Here is a 19,066-nt window from a genome sequence, read left to right on the forward strand (position 1 = left end):
TTTTTTTATGGTTAAAGGAGGAAAATTTTATGGATGAAAAAGACTGGCTTATATTAATTACACTTTATGAAGAAAGAAATATAACAAAGGCAGCACAACGACTATTTATTTCACAGCCAGCTTTATCCTATCGTATAAAACAGCTGGAAAAAGAATTCAAAACTAATTTAATCTCTAGAGGGAAAAGAGGAGTTGAGTTTACAGTTGAAGGGGAATACCTTGTTCAATATTCAAAAAATATGCTCAAAGAATTAGAAGCTGCAAAAGAACATATTTTAAATTTGGATAAAAAAGTAAAAGGCACTTTACGATTGGGTGTATCTGGCTTATTCGCCCGATATAAACTACCGGCATTATTAAAAGAATTTCTAGCACTATATCCAGATATTGAAATTAGTATGAAAACTGGATGGAGTTCTGAAATCCATCAAATGCTCCAAAAAGAAGAGGCACACCTCGGAATAGTTAGAGGACCTTACAAATGGCAGGAAAATAAAGTGTTATTTCAAGAAGAAAGGATCTGTATTGCCTCCAGTAAAAAAATTGAATTAAATGAACTTCCTTTTCTTCCTAGAGTGAATTATCAGACAGACCAATCGTTAAGAACTACTATTGAAAACTGGTGGCAGGAAACATTTACGTTACCACCTAAGATTTCAATGGAGGTAGATCGGATTGAAACATGTAAAGAACTGGTTCTTAATGGTTTAGGATATGCTATTTTACCGGAAATCTGTATTAAGAATGATGAACCACTTTATACTTTCCCTATTGTCTTAAACGATAATAGCTATTTACTTAGAGAAACTTGGATTTTTTATCGGGATGTTACGATGGAATTGGCTCAAGTTAAAGCATTTATTGATTTTCTTAATGATTCTAAACAAAGGAAACAAGACGAAACGAAATAAAATGAATACAAAGGAAGAGAATTAATATGAAAAAGTGGGAGTTAAATAAAGCAAGCAAGACAATCCAATTTTCAGTTGCAATTGTAACTGCTTTTATTGGAGGCGGCCTTTTTTCTCTTATGAGGTTGCCCATCCCTTGGCTTTTAGGTCCAATGGCAGCCCTATTAATTGCATCACGTTTCAAAAACATTAAATTGATTTGGCCCGTGTCGATAAGAAATACAGGATTGATTATTGTAGGTTACTCCATTGGCATCTCCTTTACCAAGAGCTCACTTTCTGACATGATCAGTCACCTTCCCTCAATGTTGATCCTGACAGCCCTAATTGTCCTTGTGTGTGTATGTTCGGCTTTTGTTTTATCGAAATGTTCAGGCATTGATTATCCTACCTCCTTAACAAGTAGTATTCCTGGTGGATTGTCACAAATCGTGGTTTTTGCAGAAGAAATGAAAGAGATTGATATTACGACAGTAACCTTTTTCCATGTTACAAGAGTGATAATGGTTGTTTTCTTAGTTCCCCTTTTAATTTCCAGTCCCATTTTCGCAACTAAAAATACCCATGACTATTCCGGAATAATAAAAAGCGCTATTCCAGAGTGGAATGATTTATTTCCACTTATCTTTCTGTTCGCGCTTATTTGCTTTCTCGCAGCAAGAATAGGTAAAATAATCAAATTACCAGCTCCCTACTTTTTGGGACCAGTAATCGTTTCTGCCGCAATAGGTCTTTTTGGTTTGCAGGGACCATCACTTCCACCTTCACTACTTGATATATCTCAATTTATGGTCGGCGGTTATATCGGGTTACTATTAAAGCCGGAACAACTTGATAACAAAAGGAAAACCATATTATTGGCTTTGATGAACGGGCTTATTTTGATTGGCGCAACAATGTTTTTTAGTTTTCTACTTACCCAGTATTATGATTTAGCGGCTATTACGGGCTTTTTAAGTTTAGCACCTGGTGGAATGGATCAAATGGGCATCGTTGCCCAAGAAGTCAATGCTGATGTATCTACTGTTACCAGCTATCAACTGTTTCGGATGGCTTTTATTTATATCTCAGTTCCTCCATTATTAAGATTGGTATTAAAAATAAGTTCAAGAAAAAAGGAGGGGCCCCTACTCAAGGACACTGAAAAAGTCTGATTCATAAAGAAAAGCAGGTCATCATCCACAATATTTAGATGATGACCTGCTTTTTTAATAAAAAAGTAGCATGAAATTCAAAATACCCTTCGTTATTTAATCCCTTTTCAATGGCTTTCCACCTCTCTTTTTTTAAGGATAAATTATTTTGATACCAATACAAAAAAAATTAGTATTTAACTTATTGTTATCTCTGTATTACCTTTAAAAAAGAAAAGCACATAAGCATAGTGTAAAACTATTGTTTACCAGTTAGGTTTTTCTGTGAAGTCACTAATTATTTCATAGTCATCAAGAAATCAATTGAAAGCGCATTCAAAGGTTGGGAGGGGATTTAATAATGTTTCTTACAGTTTTAGGAATTTCCATGGTTACCGTTTTTACCTATTTAATTATGTCCAAACGTTTATCACCCATTGTCGCTTTAACTCTAGTTCCGATCGTTTTTGCAGTAATTGGTGGCTTCGGAAGTAAAATTGGCACGATGATGATGGAAGGCATTAAGCTAGTCGCTCCTTCTGCTGCACTATTATTATTCGCCATATTGTTTTTTGGTATTATGATAGACACGGGCTTATTTGACCCACTTATCAAAAAGTTATTAGAGGTTGTCAAGGGAGATCCTGTCAAAATTTCGATGGGTACCACAATTCTTGCCTTACTCGTCGCCCTGGATGGAGACGGTACAACAACGTATATCATTACTGTTTCAGCTATGTATCCACTTTATAAAAGAATCGGCATGAATCCATTGGTTTTAGCCACAGTAGCCATGCTAGCTTTAAGTGTAATGAGTGGCATGACCCCATGGGGCGGACCTGCTACACGAGCAATCGCAGTATTGGGACTTGATGCAACCGAATTTTTTGTTCCACTAATTCCTACCATGATCGGCGGTGCTCTTTGGGTTATTTTCGTCGCATTTATTTTAGGAAAAAAAGAACGTAAACGACTGGGTGTAATACACATGGAAGATTTAAAAAATGAAATAGCTGCTACTGTAGAAAATGCAGCCACTGAAACATTTCCTCATATTGACATTAAACGTCCTCGCTTTTTGTGGGTTAACTTATTAATTGTGGTAGGGATTATGGTCATTCTTATTATGGGATTAGTACCTTCCCCTATTTTATTTTTGGTCGGTTTCGCTATCGCATTAATGATCAACTACCCCGATCTGGAAATGCAAAAAAGACGTATCCTAGCACATTCTGGAAACGCCTTAATTGTTGTCCTATTAGTTTTTGCGGCAGGAGTATTTGCAGGGATCTTTTCCGGCACAAAAATGGTTGATGCTATCGCTAATGGACTGGTTGCGATAATACCTGCTTCATTAGGACAGTTTTTTCCTTTCATTGTTGGCATTACAAGTATGCCATTCACTTTCGTTTTATCGAATGACGCCTATTATTTTGGAGTTCTCCCTATTCTTGCCGAAGCAGCTTCAGCTTATGGAATCAGTCCGTTAGAAATTGCTCGGGCATCTATATTGGGCCAACCCGCTCATTTAATGAGTCCACTTGTAGCATCAACCATTCTATTAGTTGGCATGGTTGATAAAGACCTTGGAGAATATCAGAAATTTGCATACAAATGGGCCATCTTAACATCGTTAATCTTAACAGTATTAGCTATAATTAGTGGCGCTATTTCTTTCATGTAAATGATAAATGTCTTTGATAACTTGTTTCGAAAAGATCTTTATCAAAATGCGAAGGCATCTAAAGTTTTATTCATTTTTCCTCTCATTATGAACTAGAATGCTATCTTGGTCTCACCATTTTTAAATAAAGATCGGTTATGTTGTTACTTCTTCAGGATAAGAAAATCCTCTTTCATTTTCTTATTGAAAGAGGATTTTTTGTAATATTAGGACAAATAAGTGACTGCCTTTTCTGTTTTGAATGGGTTTTGAAGATTACCAAAATCGTTTAATTTCACATTCAGTTCGGTTACTTCATGCATACTATTCTTCGAAACAACACATTATAAATCATGTCGATTTATTATTTTCATTCACACATGTATCCATGGTTAACCTCCGATTTTGTATATGACTGTCATGATTCCGAAAAACATCGATGACCCTTTAAAACTTGGAGATTCCGTCGGCCATGGCGCATTGTTTTTATTCGATTCACTCCAGCTAACCCCTGCTTATTATCTCATGAGTAAAAGAGGAAAGTATGAAACAATCACAAATCAATATACGGCCCCTCTTCGTTTCACTCTCCGTTCTCTTTTTCTTATCTCTTACAGGATGTTGGAGCACTCGTGAAATTGAAGAGCAAAGTTTAAGTATAGGTTTGGCATTCGATAAAAGCCAGGAGTCCAAAATTGAGAAAGAGTTAAATGAACAAAAGGAAGGCTATTATTCAAAAAAAGACCTGATTACTTCAACCTATCAATTTATCACTCCAGAAGTTGCAAGTTCAACAACGAAACAAGCCGGACCACAACAAAAGTCTTATATGAATATTTCCGAAACTGGAGATTCCGTCCATCAGATGATTCGTGAACTCTCATTAAAAGTTGAAAATCCCATAACAAGTAATCATATGAAAGTGATTGTCATAGGCGAAGATCTTGCAAAATCGTTTAAATTGGGAAATTTACTTGATCAAGTTCTTCGTGACAATGAAATTAGACCAAGCTGTCTTGTACTCATTAGTAAAGGAAAAGCAAGCGAGACACTTGAAACAAAGACAGCAGGAGAGATTCCATCGTTTCGCCTGGTTGATATTATAGAAAATGCCTATCGAACAACGAGGATTTTGCCTCCTATGCCGCAAATTAAAGTACAGAGCATGCTCCATTCAGGATCTAGTTTTCTGTTGCAAAAAGTATTATCAGTGAATGGGCAGGTCAAATTAGCAGGAGCCGCCGTGATCGATGGAAAGACCCACAAAATGACCGGTGTTTTGAATGAGGAAGAACTGGAAGGCGTAACGTGGATAACAGGCAAGGGAAAAGGCGGTGTAGTGAAAAGCTATGATAAAGTGACCGGTCAGCAGATTGTATATGAGATAGAATCCATGAAAAGCAGAATTAAACCTCGAGTTAATGGAAACAACATCTCTTTTGATGTAAACATTGAATCAGAGGGAAGGCTATCTGAGACTTGGGTGGTTCCGGGAAATACCTTTAATAGTGAATTTCTAAAAAAAGCAGAAACATCCTCTGAAAAAGAAGTGGGCCGCTTGGTGAGGAATGCAGTAGAAAAAATGCAAAAAGAATACAAAGTGGACGTTGCTGGCTTCGGAAATCAATTGAGAATTGATAATCCCGCATTATGGAAGAAGGTCAAAAAGGATTGGGACCAAACATTCAGTGAAATCCCGGTCAACTACCATGTAAAATTAACGATTAACAATTATGGAACATCAGGATCTGCAAAGGAGTGAAAACGTATCTAGAAAATAAAAATAAGATGAAATTACACGAAAAAGTAACCTTGATTGGACAATTGTCCCCCTCCAACACCTGAAGAAGGCAATATAGACACGGAGTTTTCCCCCCGTCAATTTAGGAAGTTGGACGGATTTATGGAATATATATTAAGTACGATTGAAAACAGTACGTATTAAAGCAATCTACGTCATGATTAATTTAAATTCGCAATCTAAAACATATGAAAAGGGGGTGATGCAAAGTTTTTAGGCATCGCACCCTTTAGTTCTTTATGATATTTTAACTATTGTCTTTTTAACCAGTCATTATTTTTCTTCAAAATACCCAGCCTTTGAAGGAATAAATATTGTAATGAAAAGGACAGTTGCAAGAATTGCTCCGATGAGAGAAAAAATAATACAAACAACTTGTAATGAAAACCATTCTATTGTTAACCCTAAGAGCAGTGTCAATCCAATTTGAATTATACCTTGAACCATATCTGCCATACTACCGAACCTTCCCATAATTGCTACTGGTACATTATTCTGAAAAAAGGTAGCATATCCTGCATTCGCAAATGCCATAAAGAAGCCTAAAAATACAAATGACAATGTTGCCGTTATAAAGTTAAAAGATGCATAAAACATAACATAACCCATTGATGTCAGTAACATTCCAGCACCTATAAATAACCTTAGTTGCAACTTCTTAGATACAACGGCAGCGACAGTAGCTCCTCCCAACGCACCAATACCAGTAATACTTACAATCAAGCCATAATCACCATCAGACAACACCAAGTGCTGCTTAATAAAAGTAACCTCTTGTGAATCCAGTGCAAAGCCGATTAGCATTGCACATTGAAACAATAAGTAAACGGATAGAAAGAACTTCGCCCCCTTAATAAATTCCCTGACAGCTTTCCAGTCGTTTATGAGAGTTTTCCACCGAACTGGTTCTCTTATATTATCCAAATCTTCATCAACGTCTGGAAGTAGATAGATGAAAAATGCGCAAATTATAAAAGTAATCGCATTAATTACTATGCATATTTCTGTCCCTGCATACATAATAATTACCCCTGAAATGGCTGGTCCTAATAAAAATGCACCGGAACTGGCCAAACTCATTATCGAATTAAATCGTTTTCGATTTACAGGAGGTACCAGCTTTGTTATATAAACGGATGAACTTGGACCAAAGAATGAACCGACTATATTAATCAATAAAAGGACTGTATATATCGTCCATAATGATGATATGAAAGGAATCACAAATATTAAGACACCTCTTATAATATCAATAGAAATCATTAATCTTCGTTTATTAACACGATCAATGACACTCCCAGACCACGTATTAGTGATTAATACGGCAATAGGCCTTATAATATAGAGACCCGCAACTGCTGTTGCAGAGCCAGTTAAGTTTAATATCGAAATATTAAGTGCAATTAAGTAAATCCAATTCCCTAAATATGAAACCCCTATTCCTGATATTAAAAGAATGGGATTTTTCCAACTTGTCATTTACTCACCTTTTTTCTTATAGAAATACCTTCAAATTGCATCTGAGCACATTTATAATTGGTAGAATATTACATATCACCCATGATAAATCATACCATTGGATATCAGTACAGATGCAATAAAATTTCTTATATCATTCTATATATTCAACCAATAACACCACTATTATCATTTCTTCTTCAACTATCCTGACCCGATCGTTCCATAAGAAAAAGCTGTCTTAAAGACAGCTCCGATCTTCAGCTAACGCACCCGTCAGTTCTATACGGGGTAGGTGTCAGGAAAATGCGGATTATGACGTTAAGGAAATTTCGATACTAAAAAGCCCAATTTCTCAGCATTAAAATGGAGAAATCGGGCTTTTTTCGTTACTCCATTAAAGCGCTCTTTAACGGATCAATTCTATTCGTCATTCATCAGTTTCATAATCACCCTTCGTTGTGAACTGCTTATTGGTTTAACTTGAATGGCACCCTCTCAGCTCTTTAAACTCCCTCAACTGGGGCTCCTGCTGATATTCCGACGATCATTAACTGCTTCAACAATAAAGATTACTTACTTACTTTTAAAAGAAACTGATCGATACGTTCTTTTTGCCGTAAGTGGTGCCGGAAATGCATTTCGATTAGCTGAAAATATTCTTCTGCATTTAAATATCCCATTCTCCGGTGCTGAACTTTCTGGCTGGCCGGAATGTCGGAGAGCTCTCCCTCTATCTCTTGCATTTTCTCAATGATTTGAAGCAGGCCTTCCTTTACTTCTTCTTTTCCTGTAGGATTTGGCGGTGTGAAATCCGGTGTATTTGGACCTTTTAACCTGATGGGAGGAAACGTTCCTTCTTTGAAAATCGATTCGCCTATTTCTGTTTTTTTACCATCATCGGAATTAGTGCCATTAACACATTGCTCAATGGCTTTCAAATGAAGTTGAAGGGTGCTCTTTATTAAATGATTGTACATTTGTCCTAATGACCATTCATCCTCGGAAGGCTTCCTTGTAAACTCATCTAGCGAATATTTACTTAACTCTTCAATATAGTATGTAGCCACTTGTTCGAATCGCTTCAATATCTCTTTTGTATCCAATAGATCTCCCACTTTCTTTATCATTTTCTTACTCCTTCATGTTGAGTAGTACGTCCCCATGCTAAACTAAATAACATCTTCTGACATTAACTTCGACTTACTTACAAATAATCCCTTCAATTTCATTCAAGAATATGGTCAATTGCTGAACAAAGGTCAAACAGCACTCTTCAACTAACCTGCCCCTTTAGTTCCATAAGAAAAAGCTGCCTTAAAGACAGCTCCGATCTTTAGCTAACGTACCCGTCAGTTCAATAGTAATAGCAACCTGTTGCATTCTTCTCCTAAATTTTATATTTTTTTAAAGCTTTAAATGGAGAAAGATTGACTGTTTCATCAGGTACATAACATTCTCTATCATGGTATGGCATTTCTAACGCTTCCCATTTAAAATCCTCTTCCACACATTTGATGAATAAATCATACCCTTCACCATCTGAAGGAGATAAACCCAATCTAGTCTCTTCAAATTTCAAGGCAGTATCAATCGCTTCCCTTAGTTCAATTAAAGCTGTACGATTGGCTATTAGATACGCGTTGTCATGCCACATCCGTTGTCCAAATATATGGCACATCGGCATTGGTTCATCTTCTTCATAAAAACTATCTTTATAGGCTTTGTTTAATTCAATGAGAGCATCTTCAGGTTTGCAAACGTCTAAATAAGTGTCCATTCCACTCACCCAATACCTTTGACCGCCACCCCTAAACTGCGATACAAAATCATCATATAATTCATTATTTTCCACAAACAAATATCTTCCTAACTCATCTTCTAAATCTCCAATCATATAAAAACTGTGAATTTGCTTATCATTCTTTTTATGAATGAAGTGATATAGAGTATCAGCTATTTTTTTGGTTGTAGACAATTCAAAATTATATTTCTTTGCCTTTTTTGGCTTTAATACCCCGTTTACAAACGGTGTCTCAGGAATGTAAATAGCTGTAAATAGCTTTTCATTAGACATTTTCAATCACCTCTTAAAATCTTTTTACATCTATCTTCTATTCCATCCACTTTTGGTAGAGGGCATCAAATTTTCCCTGCAGCTTCATTTCATCCATCCACATCTCCAAGTAGCTTGCATAAATGAAATCACCCCTCGGGATCATATAACCTTTTTCACTGTTTGTGAAAGGTTTGTCCGTTCGAGCCGCATACAGTTTGGGATCAGCTTTTGCATACAGCATTGCTTCTACTGTGTCAGTGATCATGACGTCATATGTACCTTCTGCTACAAGATGCGGGATATCAAGGTTGTTTTCTACAACCGTTACGTTAGCATTGCTAAGATACTGACGTACAAACTCCTCGTTTGTTCCGCCTGGATTTACGCCGATGCGTACAGAAGGCTTGTTGATATCCTCAATGGTTAGATACTTGTCTTTATCTTCCTTGCGAATCAAAGGTACCTTACCGAATGAAAGGTAACCTTGGGATACATAAGCGCTTTTTTGTCTCGCTGTATTGCGAGTCACACCGCCCACAGCGATATCGAATTTGTCCGCTTCCAGGTCTTTCATCATCGCTGGCCATGTGGTGGCGACAAATTTCACCTTCACACCAAGGTCTTTGCCGAGTTCTTTGGCAGCGTCCACGTCAAAGCCTTCATACTCATTTGTTTCCGGATTCAAATAGGTAAAAGGTTTGTAGTCGCCGGTCATTCCTACCCGAATGTATCCGCGTTCGATTATTTCATCAAGCTGGGAAGCCTCGGCTTTTTTCAAATGCCCTGGGGCCTTTTCTGATGCTGGTTCAGCCGAGACGTTTTGCGAGGAGATCAGATTGTGACCGACGTACCCTGTACCTAGCAAGGATAAGCTGATCACTCCAGCCATAAGTGTTTTTTTCCAATTTTTGAACATGTGATTTTACCTCCATTTTTTTCTATATTTCTAATTAATCTACCAATTATTAAAAATACAACAAAATAAATGAATCCCCTTCAAAAAACAAACACTTTTTATATTTCGGTTAAATTAGCGTGGCAGTTGATATGAACCACCCATGAAAAACTTATTACTTTGCACAAACAATGAAACTATTTAATGAATGCTCATTTCCATTTGAAGTGTTCATCAATTCATAATAACTGGTTATCAACGGTTGCATCATGGGAGGAGCTTTAATAAATTCTGCACGGATACTATTTGCATAACTTTTTTCCCATTGACCGTCTTGTAATGAGGTTGCATCGACTGTACATTGTTTTACCACTTCAAAATTTGCTTGCTGGAGTAGCTGGTGAATTTGAGTTTTATGAAACAAGTTTTGGATATTCCCTTCATTCTTTACGAAGTTTGAATACAATGCCAGAATGGAAACCGCACAAAAATGGGAACGTTGCGTCATGCAGGTAAAATCGAGGTCCCATTCTGCAAAACATATATGTTTTGCCAACCCACGAATTTTTTTAAAGTAATTCAATAAATCTTCCGGTTGCTTGAAGTACCATGAACAATGCGATAATACCGCCACATCAAATGGTATGGTTGATTCAAAAAAATCAAAATCCATTTCAAAATGGAAGTCAATACGTTCCCCTAATGGAGATTTCTTAATACGCTCAGTTGCTTGACCTAAAGTTAACGGCGCCCCGTAATCGGGACTAGCAATATCTATTGCGACAACACATCCGTTTTCTCCTGCTGCGTCGGCTAATGCAACGGTTGTATCCCCCTGCCCGCAGCCTATTTCTAATACACGCATTCCTTTTTGAACCCCAAATGCTCTTACTAATTCCAACCGGTGCTGCAACTGAACTTGTTGTATCAAATCATCCTCAAATAATTGATATTTCGATAAAAAAGACATTGTTTTTTCGTTTAGTTGAAATGACTTCACGTTTATCATTCACCCCACATTTATTGTGCATTGGTTCATCAACAATGAAAAAGGACCAAATAGATATCATCAAGTCCATATTAGCCAACTGCGGAAATGGTTTAGCCAAAGTTGAGATGTTCGTTATTTCCATTCAACTAACGGGTGGTTTACTAGATTGCTGAGGCGGACTCCTCAGTTCCTGTTACGATATTCTACCAATATTATACTTTAAATAGACGTTATCCAGTTATTGAACTGAACTGCCCTGTTTGCTCCATAAGAAAAAGAGCTGCCAAAGCAACTCCTGTTTACATTAGTACAATTTTGATCATAAATGGTTCCTCCGCTTTCTTATGCTTAGTACAACCAAAAGAAGAGGCAAGTATAAAACAAGGAAGGACACGCTGTATGGATTGATCAATTTATTTAATATAAATAAGGACTCGACATCGAAAAAGAATATATTGACGAGTAGTATGATCACGAATATTACCCATAAGGGATACTTTTGCTGGACGTTGAATAAGCGCTTGATTCCCCTGCTGGCAGCCCACAAAGGAATGACCATGTTGGGAATGATGACGATGGCCCACCAAGAAACAGTTATGTATTCGAACCGTTGAATAAAGGGCAATTCAATGACACTTGTCAATGAGAGTGTTGGCCAAAGGGTAAGGACCAACTGTTTCTGTGAATAAAAGACTGTCGAAACAAAATAAAGTAATAGGAGCAATAACGTAGTAGCCAAATTTCCTCCATGAGCATATTTTTGTGTGGTTTCAGCATTTTTGATGAACGGATAATACATCAACATCATTTCAAAACCAAGCATGGATAATGATGTACTTTTGGTTCCTTTCATTATTTCGCTTAACGAATGATCGAAAATAGGAAGAAAACTGGTGAAATCCGCGTATTTAAAACCATATAATGGTACAAATAAAAGCCAGTATGAAACGAATACAGTTAAAAAGGCGATACCCGTTATGGTTCGGAACCCTCCCGTAATGATGTAATAAATCAAAATCAGGAAAACCAAAGCAAATGCCCAGGAAGGTATCTCTTCAAACATCCAAACATGAATGACATTTATATAGCCGATTATGATCGTCATTCCAAGGGCGAAAAAGTACAGAATGAATAAGAAACTAAAGAAATTCCCAACCCATTTACCCCAAGCATGATTATTAGCAGAAATGATATCACCGGGAACAATACTGAAAATCTTATATATAAGCCAAATAAATATATGAACAATCAGTCCGGCTAGGAGTATGGAGATCCAGCCATCCGTCCCCGTCGCCTTAGCTAAATCTCTTTGAAAATTTAACACACCTAATCCAGTTTGCATGGAATGAAGTAAAAAAAACACATAGAATGGCGATACCTTATACTTTTCATTCACACCAGCTTGGTTCATAACGTACCCTCATTTATATCACTCGTATTTCCTATGTTAATAATCTGGCTTTAACAAGAGTAATTTATTCAAAAGGATAAACGGTAAGTACAATCCGAATAAACTAAACCCAATCTCACAAATGCTCTGGAATTCTTAGGATTTCAACAACTACAACAACGAGAAAAGGAAGGCTACCTTTCTAAAATCTTCACCCTTTTCTTCTATCTAAAAATCTTAGATGTGCTTCCGTATTTTGAAGGTCTAAAAGTTTTCAATATTTATATTAAAGAATAATAAATTGGCTTTGGCTTAATTGACGATGTTTAAAAAATGAGCCCCTAGCACAATAATATAAGCAACGTATGTCTGTCTTTATTCCACCAAAGGAGGAGGATCCATTTGAAGATCTCTTCAATATCATTCAAAGAACCTCCCGTTTCTCATGAATTTCCTCCCCTCTATGAAGATTTAGGGCTGCCCGAGGTATCTTCATTCATTCAGCAACGATTTGAATTTGCATATACCTTGGGGGAAGTGGAAAAAATCGGGCTTGGCAGCATTCGCTTCTATAAACGGCAAGGGGATTTCGAAGTGCATATATCTGATAAGCTGCCAGGAGTGGGACCAATAAAGCTTCGGAAATTAAAGGGCTTGTTATTGGAGGAAACCAAAACAGCTTTCATTGAAAATATTGAATCCGAACCAGAAGAACGGAAGGTGTACTACACCGAATTTCGTCGCCCTAGGAAAGATGCTGAATAAGTGTACTGTTCAACGAACTGGCGGCCTGTTTACGGAAGATCATTGTTCTCTTTTTGAATTTGTTCTAAAAAAAGCGTTCATAACTAACTAGCTACAGTTTTATATGAATTAAAAAAGGCTGCAGCAGCAACCTCCAAGCCGTTTTATTTATCATTATCTAAGTCTTCATCAAGGAAAGACCTTTTATCTTCTATAACTCCATACTTTTTTTCAAGAATTTGACCAATATTTGAATTGTTAATTCCCTTTCTTACTGCTTTTTCAATAACTATATAGAGAATGAATAACCCAACAACAAAAAATATAATTTCCTTCACTAAAAATCCCCCAAACAACATGTCATTATTTCCCTTTATTTTACCATTAAATCAACAATTCCTTGTGGAAGTAACCGTGTGTTGCATAAAAAAAGGAGCTGCTGATCAGCTCCTTGAAATGAAATAATAGCCCGCCACCAGACATACTAACCGATATAAACACTTTCACATGTTCCAGGTTTGGGTTCATAATAACAATGATTTTTAAATTGACCAGCAAAAGGTTGATCGTACCATGTTGGAGGGCATGGCGCATATGGATTGAAGTACCAAAGGGCATATTTCCCTGGGTGTTGTCTCCAATATTCCAAATTCTGTTTTGCTAATCTTTTTTCAGCCGTTCTCGCTCTTTGATAAAATACATTCCCTTTTTGAACAGCTTCAAAAGAATAATTTCCTCCTTGGATTTGAAAAATGACTTGTGGAATGGTTCTTAGATCTTTAAAGTCCAAACAATTTGCTTTAAGACGATTAACAATTACATTTCCAACATACAACATTCCTTGCAGTCCTTCACCTTCGGCTTCTGCTCTCATCATCCTTGCCATTAAGTCAACGTCCGAACTTCGGTAACTTACTCTTGCCATTTTTTCACCCCAAAAATATCGTATGAAAAAAAGCCTGCATTAATGCCATGGCTCATAAAATAAGAATGTTTAGCTTTTACGGCTTCCCGTTTTTAAACAAGACAAAAACTTAAGGACAGCTTAATCACAGGAAAATTGCCCCTTCGGATAGGAACGAACGGCAAGCCGTACATTTTATAGTCATTTTAGGTGGATCGGCATTGTCTCGCTGTTCTTTCAACAATTTCCCTTTTGATTCAGTTGCTCCCAACAACGAGAAGATTTTTGTTGGGAGTTTTTTTGTATACATAGAATTTTTCAATTGACTTTTTGAAAAAAATAAAATAAAATTCAAAGTACTTAATTTAAACTACTCTAATTAGAGTACTCAAAATGAAGTAATATACTTAAATCAAAAGGATGGATCCAACATATGAAATTTACTGCATTCTTAAAAACAAGAGGTGCATCAGCGGCAATCTTTATGGGGATTTTCTATGCAATTGCCATGCTCGGCATCTTCTTGCCAGGTTATACAGCCATTCCAGGAAACGTCGATAAATTACCGATCGCCATCATCAATGATGATGCAGGGGAAAATGGGGCGATGATTGCCGATCAGTTAGAAGAAAATTTACCCTTTAAAGAAATCAAGACGGATATAACGAATAAACAAGCCTTAAAAGATTTAGAGAAAAATGATTTAGCATTAGTCGTACACATCCCGAAAAACTTCTCTGCGAATATGCAAAAAGGTGAAGCGTCATCAAGCATTGACTTTACAATAAATGAGGCAGGGGCAACAGCCGTTTCTTCTACCATGAATTCTGTCGTAACTGAAATTAACAATCAGTTAAGCACACAATTCTCACAACAAACGGCCCAGGGCGTTTTGATGAACTTTAATGTACCGGAAAAGCAAGCCGCGGAATTGGCGGAAAAGATTGAGAAATCCTATGTGGGAAATGTGGTTACAATCAACGAAATACCAGATGGCATGAATAACAATATGCTGCCAATGTTCTTGACAATGGCCGGTTATGTCGGGGCGATGATCGGGGCGATGCAAATAGTGGGCGCATTTAGAGCAAGCCGCGGAAAAGCCAGTAAAACACGTTTATTCATGTATGTGCAATTGACTGCAATATTGATCGCAGTGGCTTCATCACTCATTGCTGTAGGTGTAGCCTATTTAATTGACAAGCCAAGCGGTGACCTATTCTTCGGTATAGTGGGTCAACAAATTTTAAACTATATGGTATGTTTTAATTTCACCGCGATTTTAATCTTCTTATTGGGTGAAGGCGGCATGATTTTAAACTTACCAATCTTATTAATGCAAACAATCGCAAATGGTGCCACCATCTCACGTGATATGATGCATTTACCATATGAATGGATGAGCCACATTTCCCCGATGTACTACTCGGTGCAAGCGTACTTTGCAAACCTATATGGCAGCATCAGTCCAAGTCCGTACATTTGGTCAATGGCTGCGGTTGGCATTGTTGCGATGGTCATTAACATGGCCATTGTAGCGTTTATTCAAAAACCGATGCCAGGCCAGGTTTCTGAAACAGAAGGTGAAAAGAAAGCGGCTGAAATCACAGCTTAAGTTTTGCTACAATAAGGAGATAGTACTTCTTAAAGGAGCGTAGAAAATGTCCATCCAAATTTTTATATTGAGCAAGCTGATGGAGGATAAAAACTATCCTTATAAATTAAAAAAGCAGCTTTCAGAACCCATTCCATTGGATCGCCTAGGCGGGTTAACGGAAAGTAAACTGTACTACCATTTCGAATCATTGGTAAAACAAGGTTTAGTCGAACCAGTTGAAGTGATAAAAGAAGAACATCGGCCTGATAAACAAGTATTTGCGATTACGGATAAGGGTCGCGAAGAACTTCCCAAAAAGATCTATAAATTATTTGAAAGTGCGCATGAAATCAAGGATATGATTGTTTGTTTAGCCAACATCAAATATGTGGATCGGGATAAAGTAGTAGATATATTAGAAAAAAAAGTAAAGTCCATCAAGGTTTTTTGGGAACAGCTTGGGAATTTCGAGCCAGAACCTAAAGGCAACGAGAATATTCGTGAATTTTTGGATGGCTATTTTTCGACCAGAACAGATCACACAATATATTGGTTTGAAGAGTTAATTAAAAGGATCAAGTCAAAGGAATTGTAGTTTACATTTTGCAGGCATTCCAAAACAAGATTACGTCCAGATGGCGGTACTACAACGAATGTAGAAAAATTAGCCCAATCACATAACCAAAAATAATAGATAAAGCTATGTGAAAACTTATATTCCCATAGCTTTTATTTTTCCTTAAAAAAACATGATTGGTATAAGCAAGTCAAACTGCAGACAAATTCAAATTGATTTCAGAAATCCACTCCCTTTCCGCCGACTGTCTGCCAAGCCTCCTCGACGCAAGCGTCTGTGGGGTCTCGGCTAGCCAGTTTTTTCGGCAGGAGTGTCGCAAAATTTCTTCCATCCATTAAGGATTACTGTAAAAAACCATGTAGGGTAATCTAGTACAGTTGGATTGGAACGTAAGGTACGAGACTCCTGCGGGAGAAGCGTGTCCAAGGGAGACCCCGCAGGCGCATAGGCGCCGAGGAGGCTCCCGGACCGCCCGCGGAACGCGAGTGCCTGGAGCGGAAATCAACGACACATATTTTACAACCCTTTAAAAACTGTAGACGAACTTGCTCTGTATGGGCAAGTAATGCATTCCTATTAGTTTTTAGAGTATGAATTGATGAACGTATCATCCACTTAGCCCATACCAAAAATTTTCCCATATATTCTGAATTCTAGGTTCCATTTCCTCTTTTCCATAATAAGAAAATTCCATGAAAACCCCATCAATCAAACAGAGATAGGACATGATCAAGTTCTCGATTTTCACTTGGCGTATTTCTTTTTTGTCAATTCCTTCTAAAAAGATATCATGTAAGAGTGAGGAAAATGATTGTTCAGATCTAAGGAATTTATCATTTAAAATGTGCTTCAAATGCTCCGGCGGAAAGATCATCGCTCTCTTTAAAAAAGTTGCTTTATCTTCATGGTTTTTATAATAGTTACAAGTATCAAGAAGGATGTGCTTTAACTTTTCCTCCGAAGAGAGTGTATTTATTTCTTCGACAAATTGTTCGACCTGATGTATATGCTCTTCAAGAATTTCTTCAAACAGGCACAAGAAAAGGTCATCCTTATTCTTGAAATGGTTATAGATTGAGGGTTTTTGTATACCTACCCTCTTGGCAATTTCCGATAAAGCGGTACCTTCGTATCCGTACTTAGTAAAAAGTGTCAAGGAAATGTTTTTAATTTCATTTTTTGTCATAATGAGCCCCCAAACTATCTAACGTTAGTTAATATCATTATAAACTCATTTCCTTTTTTAAACTAAACATTTGATACTCCTGTCCCCTAAAAGATAAGAGAATTAGAATATGCTGGATAAAGAAGTTTCTTCGCTTTTATACACAATTTTCCCATCGTTCATTGTAAGTTCCACTTTAGTTTCGAGCACTTCATTTTCAGGTATATCAAATAGGTTTCTGTCTAAAACCACAAGATCGGCAAGTTTTCCCGCTTCTATTGTACCTAGCTCGTGCTCTCTAAAACATCCATAGGCTGAGCCATATGTATATGCTTGCAATGCCTCTGCCAAAGTGAGCCTTTGTTCAGGATGCCATGTGCTTTTTGGATCTCCGCTGCTATCGACTCTTGTAATTGCCGTAAATATTTGGCGCATTGGATTTAATGAGATGGAGACCGGGAAATCCGTTCCTAAAGCCAAGGATGCACCTGAATTTAAAAGCGACTTCGTCAGGAAAACATTTTTTTCCCTTTCAGGACCTATTATTGAAGAATATACCGCTCTTGATGAAGCGGCCATGTGATCAGGCTGCATGGAGGCAATGACTCCTAGTTTTGAAAAACGTTCAATGTCATCCGGATCGATTACTTCAATATGCTCAATAGTATGCCTTGAATCCCTTTTTCCATTTTTACGTACAGCTTCTTCAAAAGCATCTAAAGCTAATCGAATTGCCCCATCGCCAATAGCGTGAAACCTGATTCTGAATCCAAGTTCATCTGCTTTAACAACCCGATCGATCAAAACGTCTGGATCTAGAGCTGGATGGCCACAGATATCCAATTGATCGGAGTAAGGTTTGAGGAAGTAAGCTGTATGCCCCGTGACTGTTCCATCAAGAAACTGCTTTAATCCTGAGAATCGAAGTTTCTTTGATTCATATTTATTTCTCAGTATTTGAGCCTTCTCCAAATTGCCATCCAATTCAGGAGTGATATGAAATCTGGTCGTTAATTCTCCTTGCTTGTCCAATTTCTCATAAAGGTCATAGTCCTGAATGAAGTCATCTATCGGCGCATACAAATCGTTGACAGAAGTGATTCCATATTGGGATAACAATTGTAAAAACCTTTTTAAAATCGTTTCTTTTTTATTTTTGCTTAACCGTAATGCCTCTTTTAAAACGATTTGTTGAGCATCTTCATAGAAAATCCCGGTAAGTAAACCATCTTTATCTCTTTCATACCGGCCAAAATCCGGGTCGCGTATATCCTCCGTAACACCTGCTAAATCCATGGCTTTACTGTTTACCCATGTATAATGGCCTTCAGCATGGAAAAGGACGACAGGACGATCTGGAATAACAGAGTCGAGTATTTTATAATGGGGCTCTTGTTTATCATGCCAATAACCGGCATCCCATTGCATACCTATAATCCATTCATCCTCAGAACAACCTTTAGAAAATTCCAGTACTTTTGCAGCTGCATCTTGGGCAGATCGGGCATCAAATAAATTAACACTATTTAAACTTAGTGCACTAAACATAATGTGGAGATGAAAGTCATGAAATCCTGGCATGATTAATTGATTTCCATAGTTATATACTTTTGTCGTACTTCCTATGAAAGGTTCAATCTCCGCTTTTGATCCTACACTCATGATTTTGTTACCCAATATAGCAATTGCACCAGACGTTGGCTCATGTGTAAGCCCCGTGAAAATGGCATCACTAGAAAGGACAATATCTGCTTTTTTAATAGCCATAGTCGTTACCT

At 37.3% G+C, this 19,066-nt stretch carries 17 protein-coding genes; 7 read left to right on the forward strand and 10 right to left on the reverse strand.

Features of this window, described 5'->3' with window-relative positions; genetic code table 11:
- Positions 1-29 precede the first annotated feature (29 nt).
- From ACQKNS_RS22810 to ACQKNS_RS22825, 4 genes are all read left to right on the forward strand, one after another.
- A complete protein-coding gene (locus ACQKNS_RS22810; RefSeq protein WP_427645542.1) occupies positions 30-911 on the forward strand; it encodes a LysR family transcriptional regulator in 882 nt (293 codons plus the stop codon).
- A 26-nt stretch (positions 912-937) separates the two neighbouring features.
- The gene (locus ACQKNS_RS22815) at positions 938-2,065 is read left to right on the forward strand and encodes an AbrB family transcriptional regulator (protein WP_427645543.1); all 1,128 of its coding nucleotides are present in this window, start codon (positions 938-940) and stop codon (positions 2,063-2,065) included.
- 340 nt (positions 2,066-2,405) lie between these two features.
- The gene (locus tag ACQKNS_RS22820) at positions 2,406-3,728 is read left to right on the forward strand and encodes a CitMHS family transporter (protein WP_427645545.1); all 1,323 of its coding nucleotides are present in this window, start codon (positions 2,406-2,408) and stop codon (positions 3,726-3,728) included.
- A 523-nt stretch (positions 3,729-4,251) separates the two neighbouring features.
- Complete coding sequence (locus ACQKNS_RS22825) at positions 4,252-5,469, forward strand: Ger(x)C family spore germination protein (RefSeq protein WP_427645546.1); 1,218 nt, start codon at positions 4,252-4,254, stop codon at positions 5,467-5,469.
- Between the two features lie 312 nt (positions 5,470-5,781).
- On the opposite strand, the gene ACQKNS_RS22830 is transcribed toward ACQKNS_RS22825, so the two are convergent.
- The 6 genes from ACQKNS_RS22830 to ACQKNS_RS22855 all read right to left on the reverse strand — a co-directional run bounded on the left by ACQKNS_RS22830 (position 5,782) and on the right by ACQKNS_RS22855 (position 12,322).
- Positions 5,782-6,987: an MFS transporter gene (locus ACQKNS_RS22830; RefSeq protein ID WP_427645547.1), complete on the reverse strand. Its 1,206-nt coding sequence runs from the start codon at positions 6,985-6,987 to the stop codon at positions 5,782-5,784.
- A 551-nt stretch (positions 6,988-7,538) separates the two neighbouring features.
- Positions 7,539-8,096, reverse strand: a complete 558-nt coding sequence (locus ACQKNS_RS22835) for a DinB family protein (protein ID WP_427645548.1) — start codon at positions 8,094-8,096, stop codon at positions 7,539-7,541.
- A 260-nt stretch (positions 8,097-8,356) separates the two neighbouring features.
- Complete coding sequence (locus ACQKNS_RS22840) at positions 8,357-9,043, reverse strand: hypothetical protein (RefSeq protein WP_427645549.1); 687 nt, start codon at positions 9,041-9,043, stop codon at positions 8,357-8,359.
- A gap of 37 nt (positions 9,044-9,080) precedes the next feature.
- Positions 9,081-9,941 (reverse strand): transporter substrate-binding domain-containing protein, encoded by an 861-nt coding sequence (locus tag ACQKNS_RS22845; protein WP_427645550.1) that lies wholly within the window; start codon positions 9,939-9,941, stop codon positions 9,081-9,083.
- A gap of 154 nt (positions 9,942-10,095) precedes the next feature.
- Positions 10,096-10,929: an SAM-dependent methyltransferase gene (locus tag ACQKNS_RS22850; RefSeq protein ID WP_427645551.1), complete on the reverse strand. Its 834-nt coding sequence runs from the start codon at positions 10,927-10,929 to the stop codon at positions 10,096-10,098.
- 301 nt (positions 10,930-11,230) lie between these two features.
- The gene (locus tag ACQKNS_RS22855) at positions 11,231-12,322 is read right to left on the reverse strand and encodes a GerAB/ArcD/ProY family transporter (protein ID WP_427645552.1); all 1,092 of its coding nucleotides are present in this window, start codon (positions 12,320-12,322) and stop codon (positions 11,231-11,233) included.
- Between the two features lie 381 nt (positions 12,323-12,703).
- On the opposite strand from ACQKNS_RS22855, the gene ACQKNS_RS22860 reads away from it, so the two are divergent.
- The gene (locus ACQKNS_RS22860; protein ID WP_427645554.1) at positions 12,704-13,066 is read left to right on the forward strand and encodes a hypothetical protein; all 363 of its coding nucleotides are present in this window, start codon (positions 12,704-12,706) and stop codon (positions 13,064-13,066) included.
- Positions 13,067-13,209: 143 nt separating this feature from the next.
- Here ACQKNS_RS22860 and ACQKNS_RS22865 read toward each other — a convergent pair whose 3' ends face one another.
- Both ACQKNS_RS22865 and ACQKNS_RS22870 read right to left on the reverse strand, forming a co-directional pair.
- The gene (locus tag ACQKNS_RS22865; RefSeq protein ID WP_427645555.1) at positions 13,210-13,383 is read right to left on the reverse strand and encodes a hypothetical protein; all 174 of its coding nucleotides are present in this window, start codon (positions 13,381-13,383) and stop codon (positions 13,210-13,212) included.
- Positions 13,384-13,529: 146 nt separating this feature from the next.
- Positions 13,530-13,970, reverse strand: coding sequence for a cell wall hydrolase (locus ACQKNS_RS22870; protein WP_427645556.1), 441 nt, complete (start codon positions 13,968-13,970; stop codon positions 13,530-13,532).
- Positions 13,971-14,382: 412 nt separating this feature from the next.
- On the opposite strand from ACQKNS_RS22870, the gene ACQKNS_RS22875 reads away from it, so the two are divergent.
- Positions 14,383-15,564, forward strand: a complete 1,182-nt coding sequence (locus tag ACQKNS_RS22875) for a YhgE/Pip domain-containing protein (RefSeq protein ID WP_427645557.1) — start codon at positions 14,383-14,385, stop codon at positions 15,562-15,564.
- Between the two features lie 46 nt (positions 15,565-15,610).
- Positions 15,611-16,141, forward strand: a complete 531-nt coding sequence (locus tag ACQKNS_RS22880) for a PadR family transcriptional regulator (RefSeq protein ID WP_427645558.1) — start codon at positions 15,611-15,613, stop codon at positions 16,139-16,141.
- 589 nt (positions 16,142-16,730) lie between these two features.
- Here the strand turns inward: ACQKNS_RS22880 and ACQKNS_RS22885 are convergent.
- Positions 16,731-17,309 (reverse strand): TetR/AcrR family transcriptional regulator, encoded by a 579-nt coding sequence (locus tag ACQKNS_RS22885; RefSeq protein WP_427645559.1) that lies wholly within the window; start codon positions 17,307-17,309, stop codon positions 16,731-16,733.
- Between the two features lie 102 nt (positions 17,310-17,411).
- Positions 17,412-19,055 (reverse strand): amidohydrolase, encoded by a 1,644-nt coding sequence (locus ACQKNS_RS22890; RefSeq protein ID WP_427645561.1) that lies wholly within the window; start codon positions 19,053-19,055, stop codon positions 17,412-17,414.
- Between the last annotated feature and the right edge of the window lie 11 nt (positions 19,056-19,066).

Origin of the sequence: Peribacillus sp. NPDC094092 (assembly GCF_050279365.1) — a bacterium.
In the GTDB taxonomy this organism is placed as follows: domain Bacteria; phylum Bacillota; class Bacilli; order Bacillales; family DSM-1321; genus Peribacillus.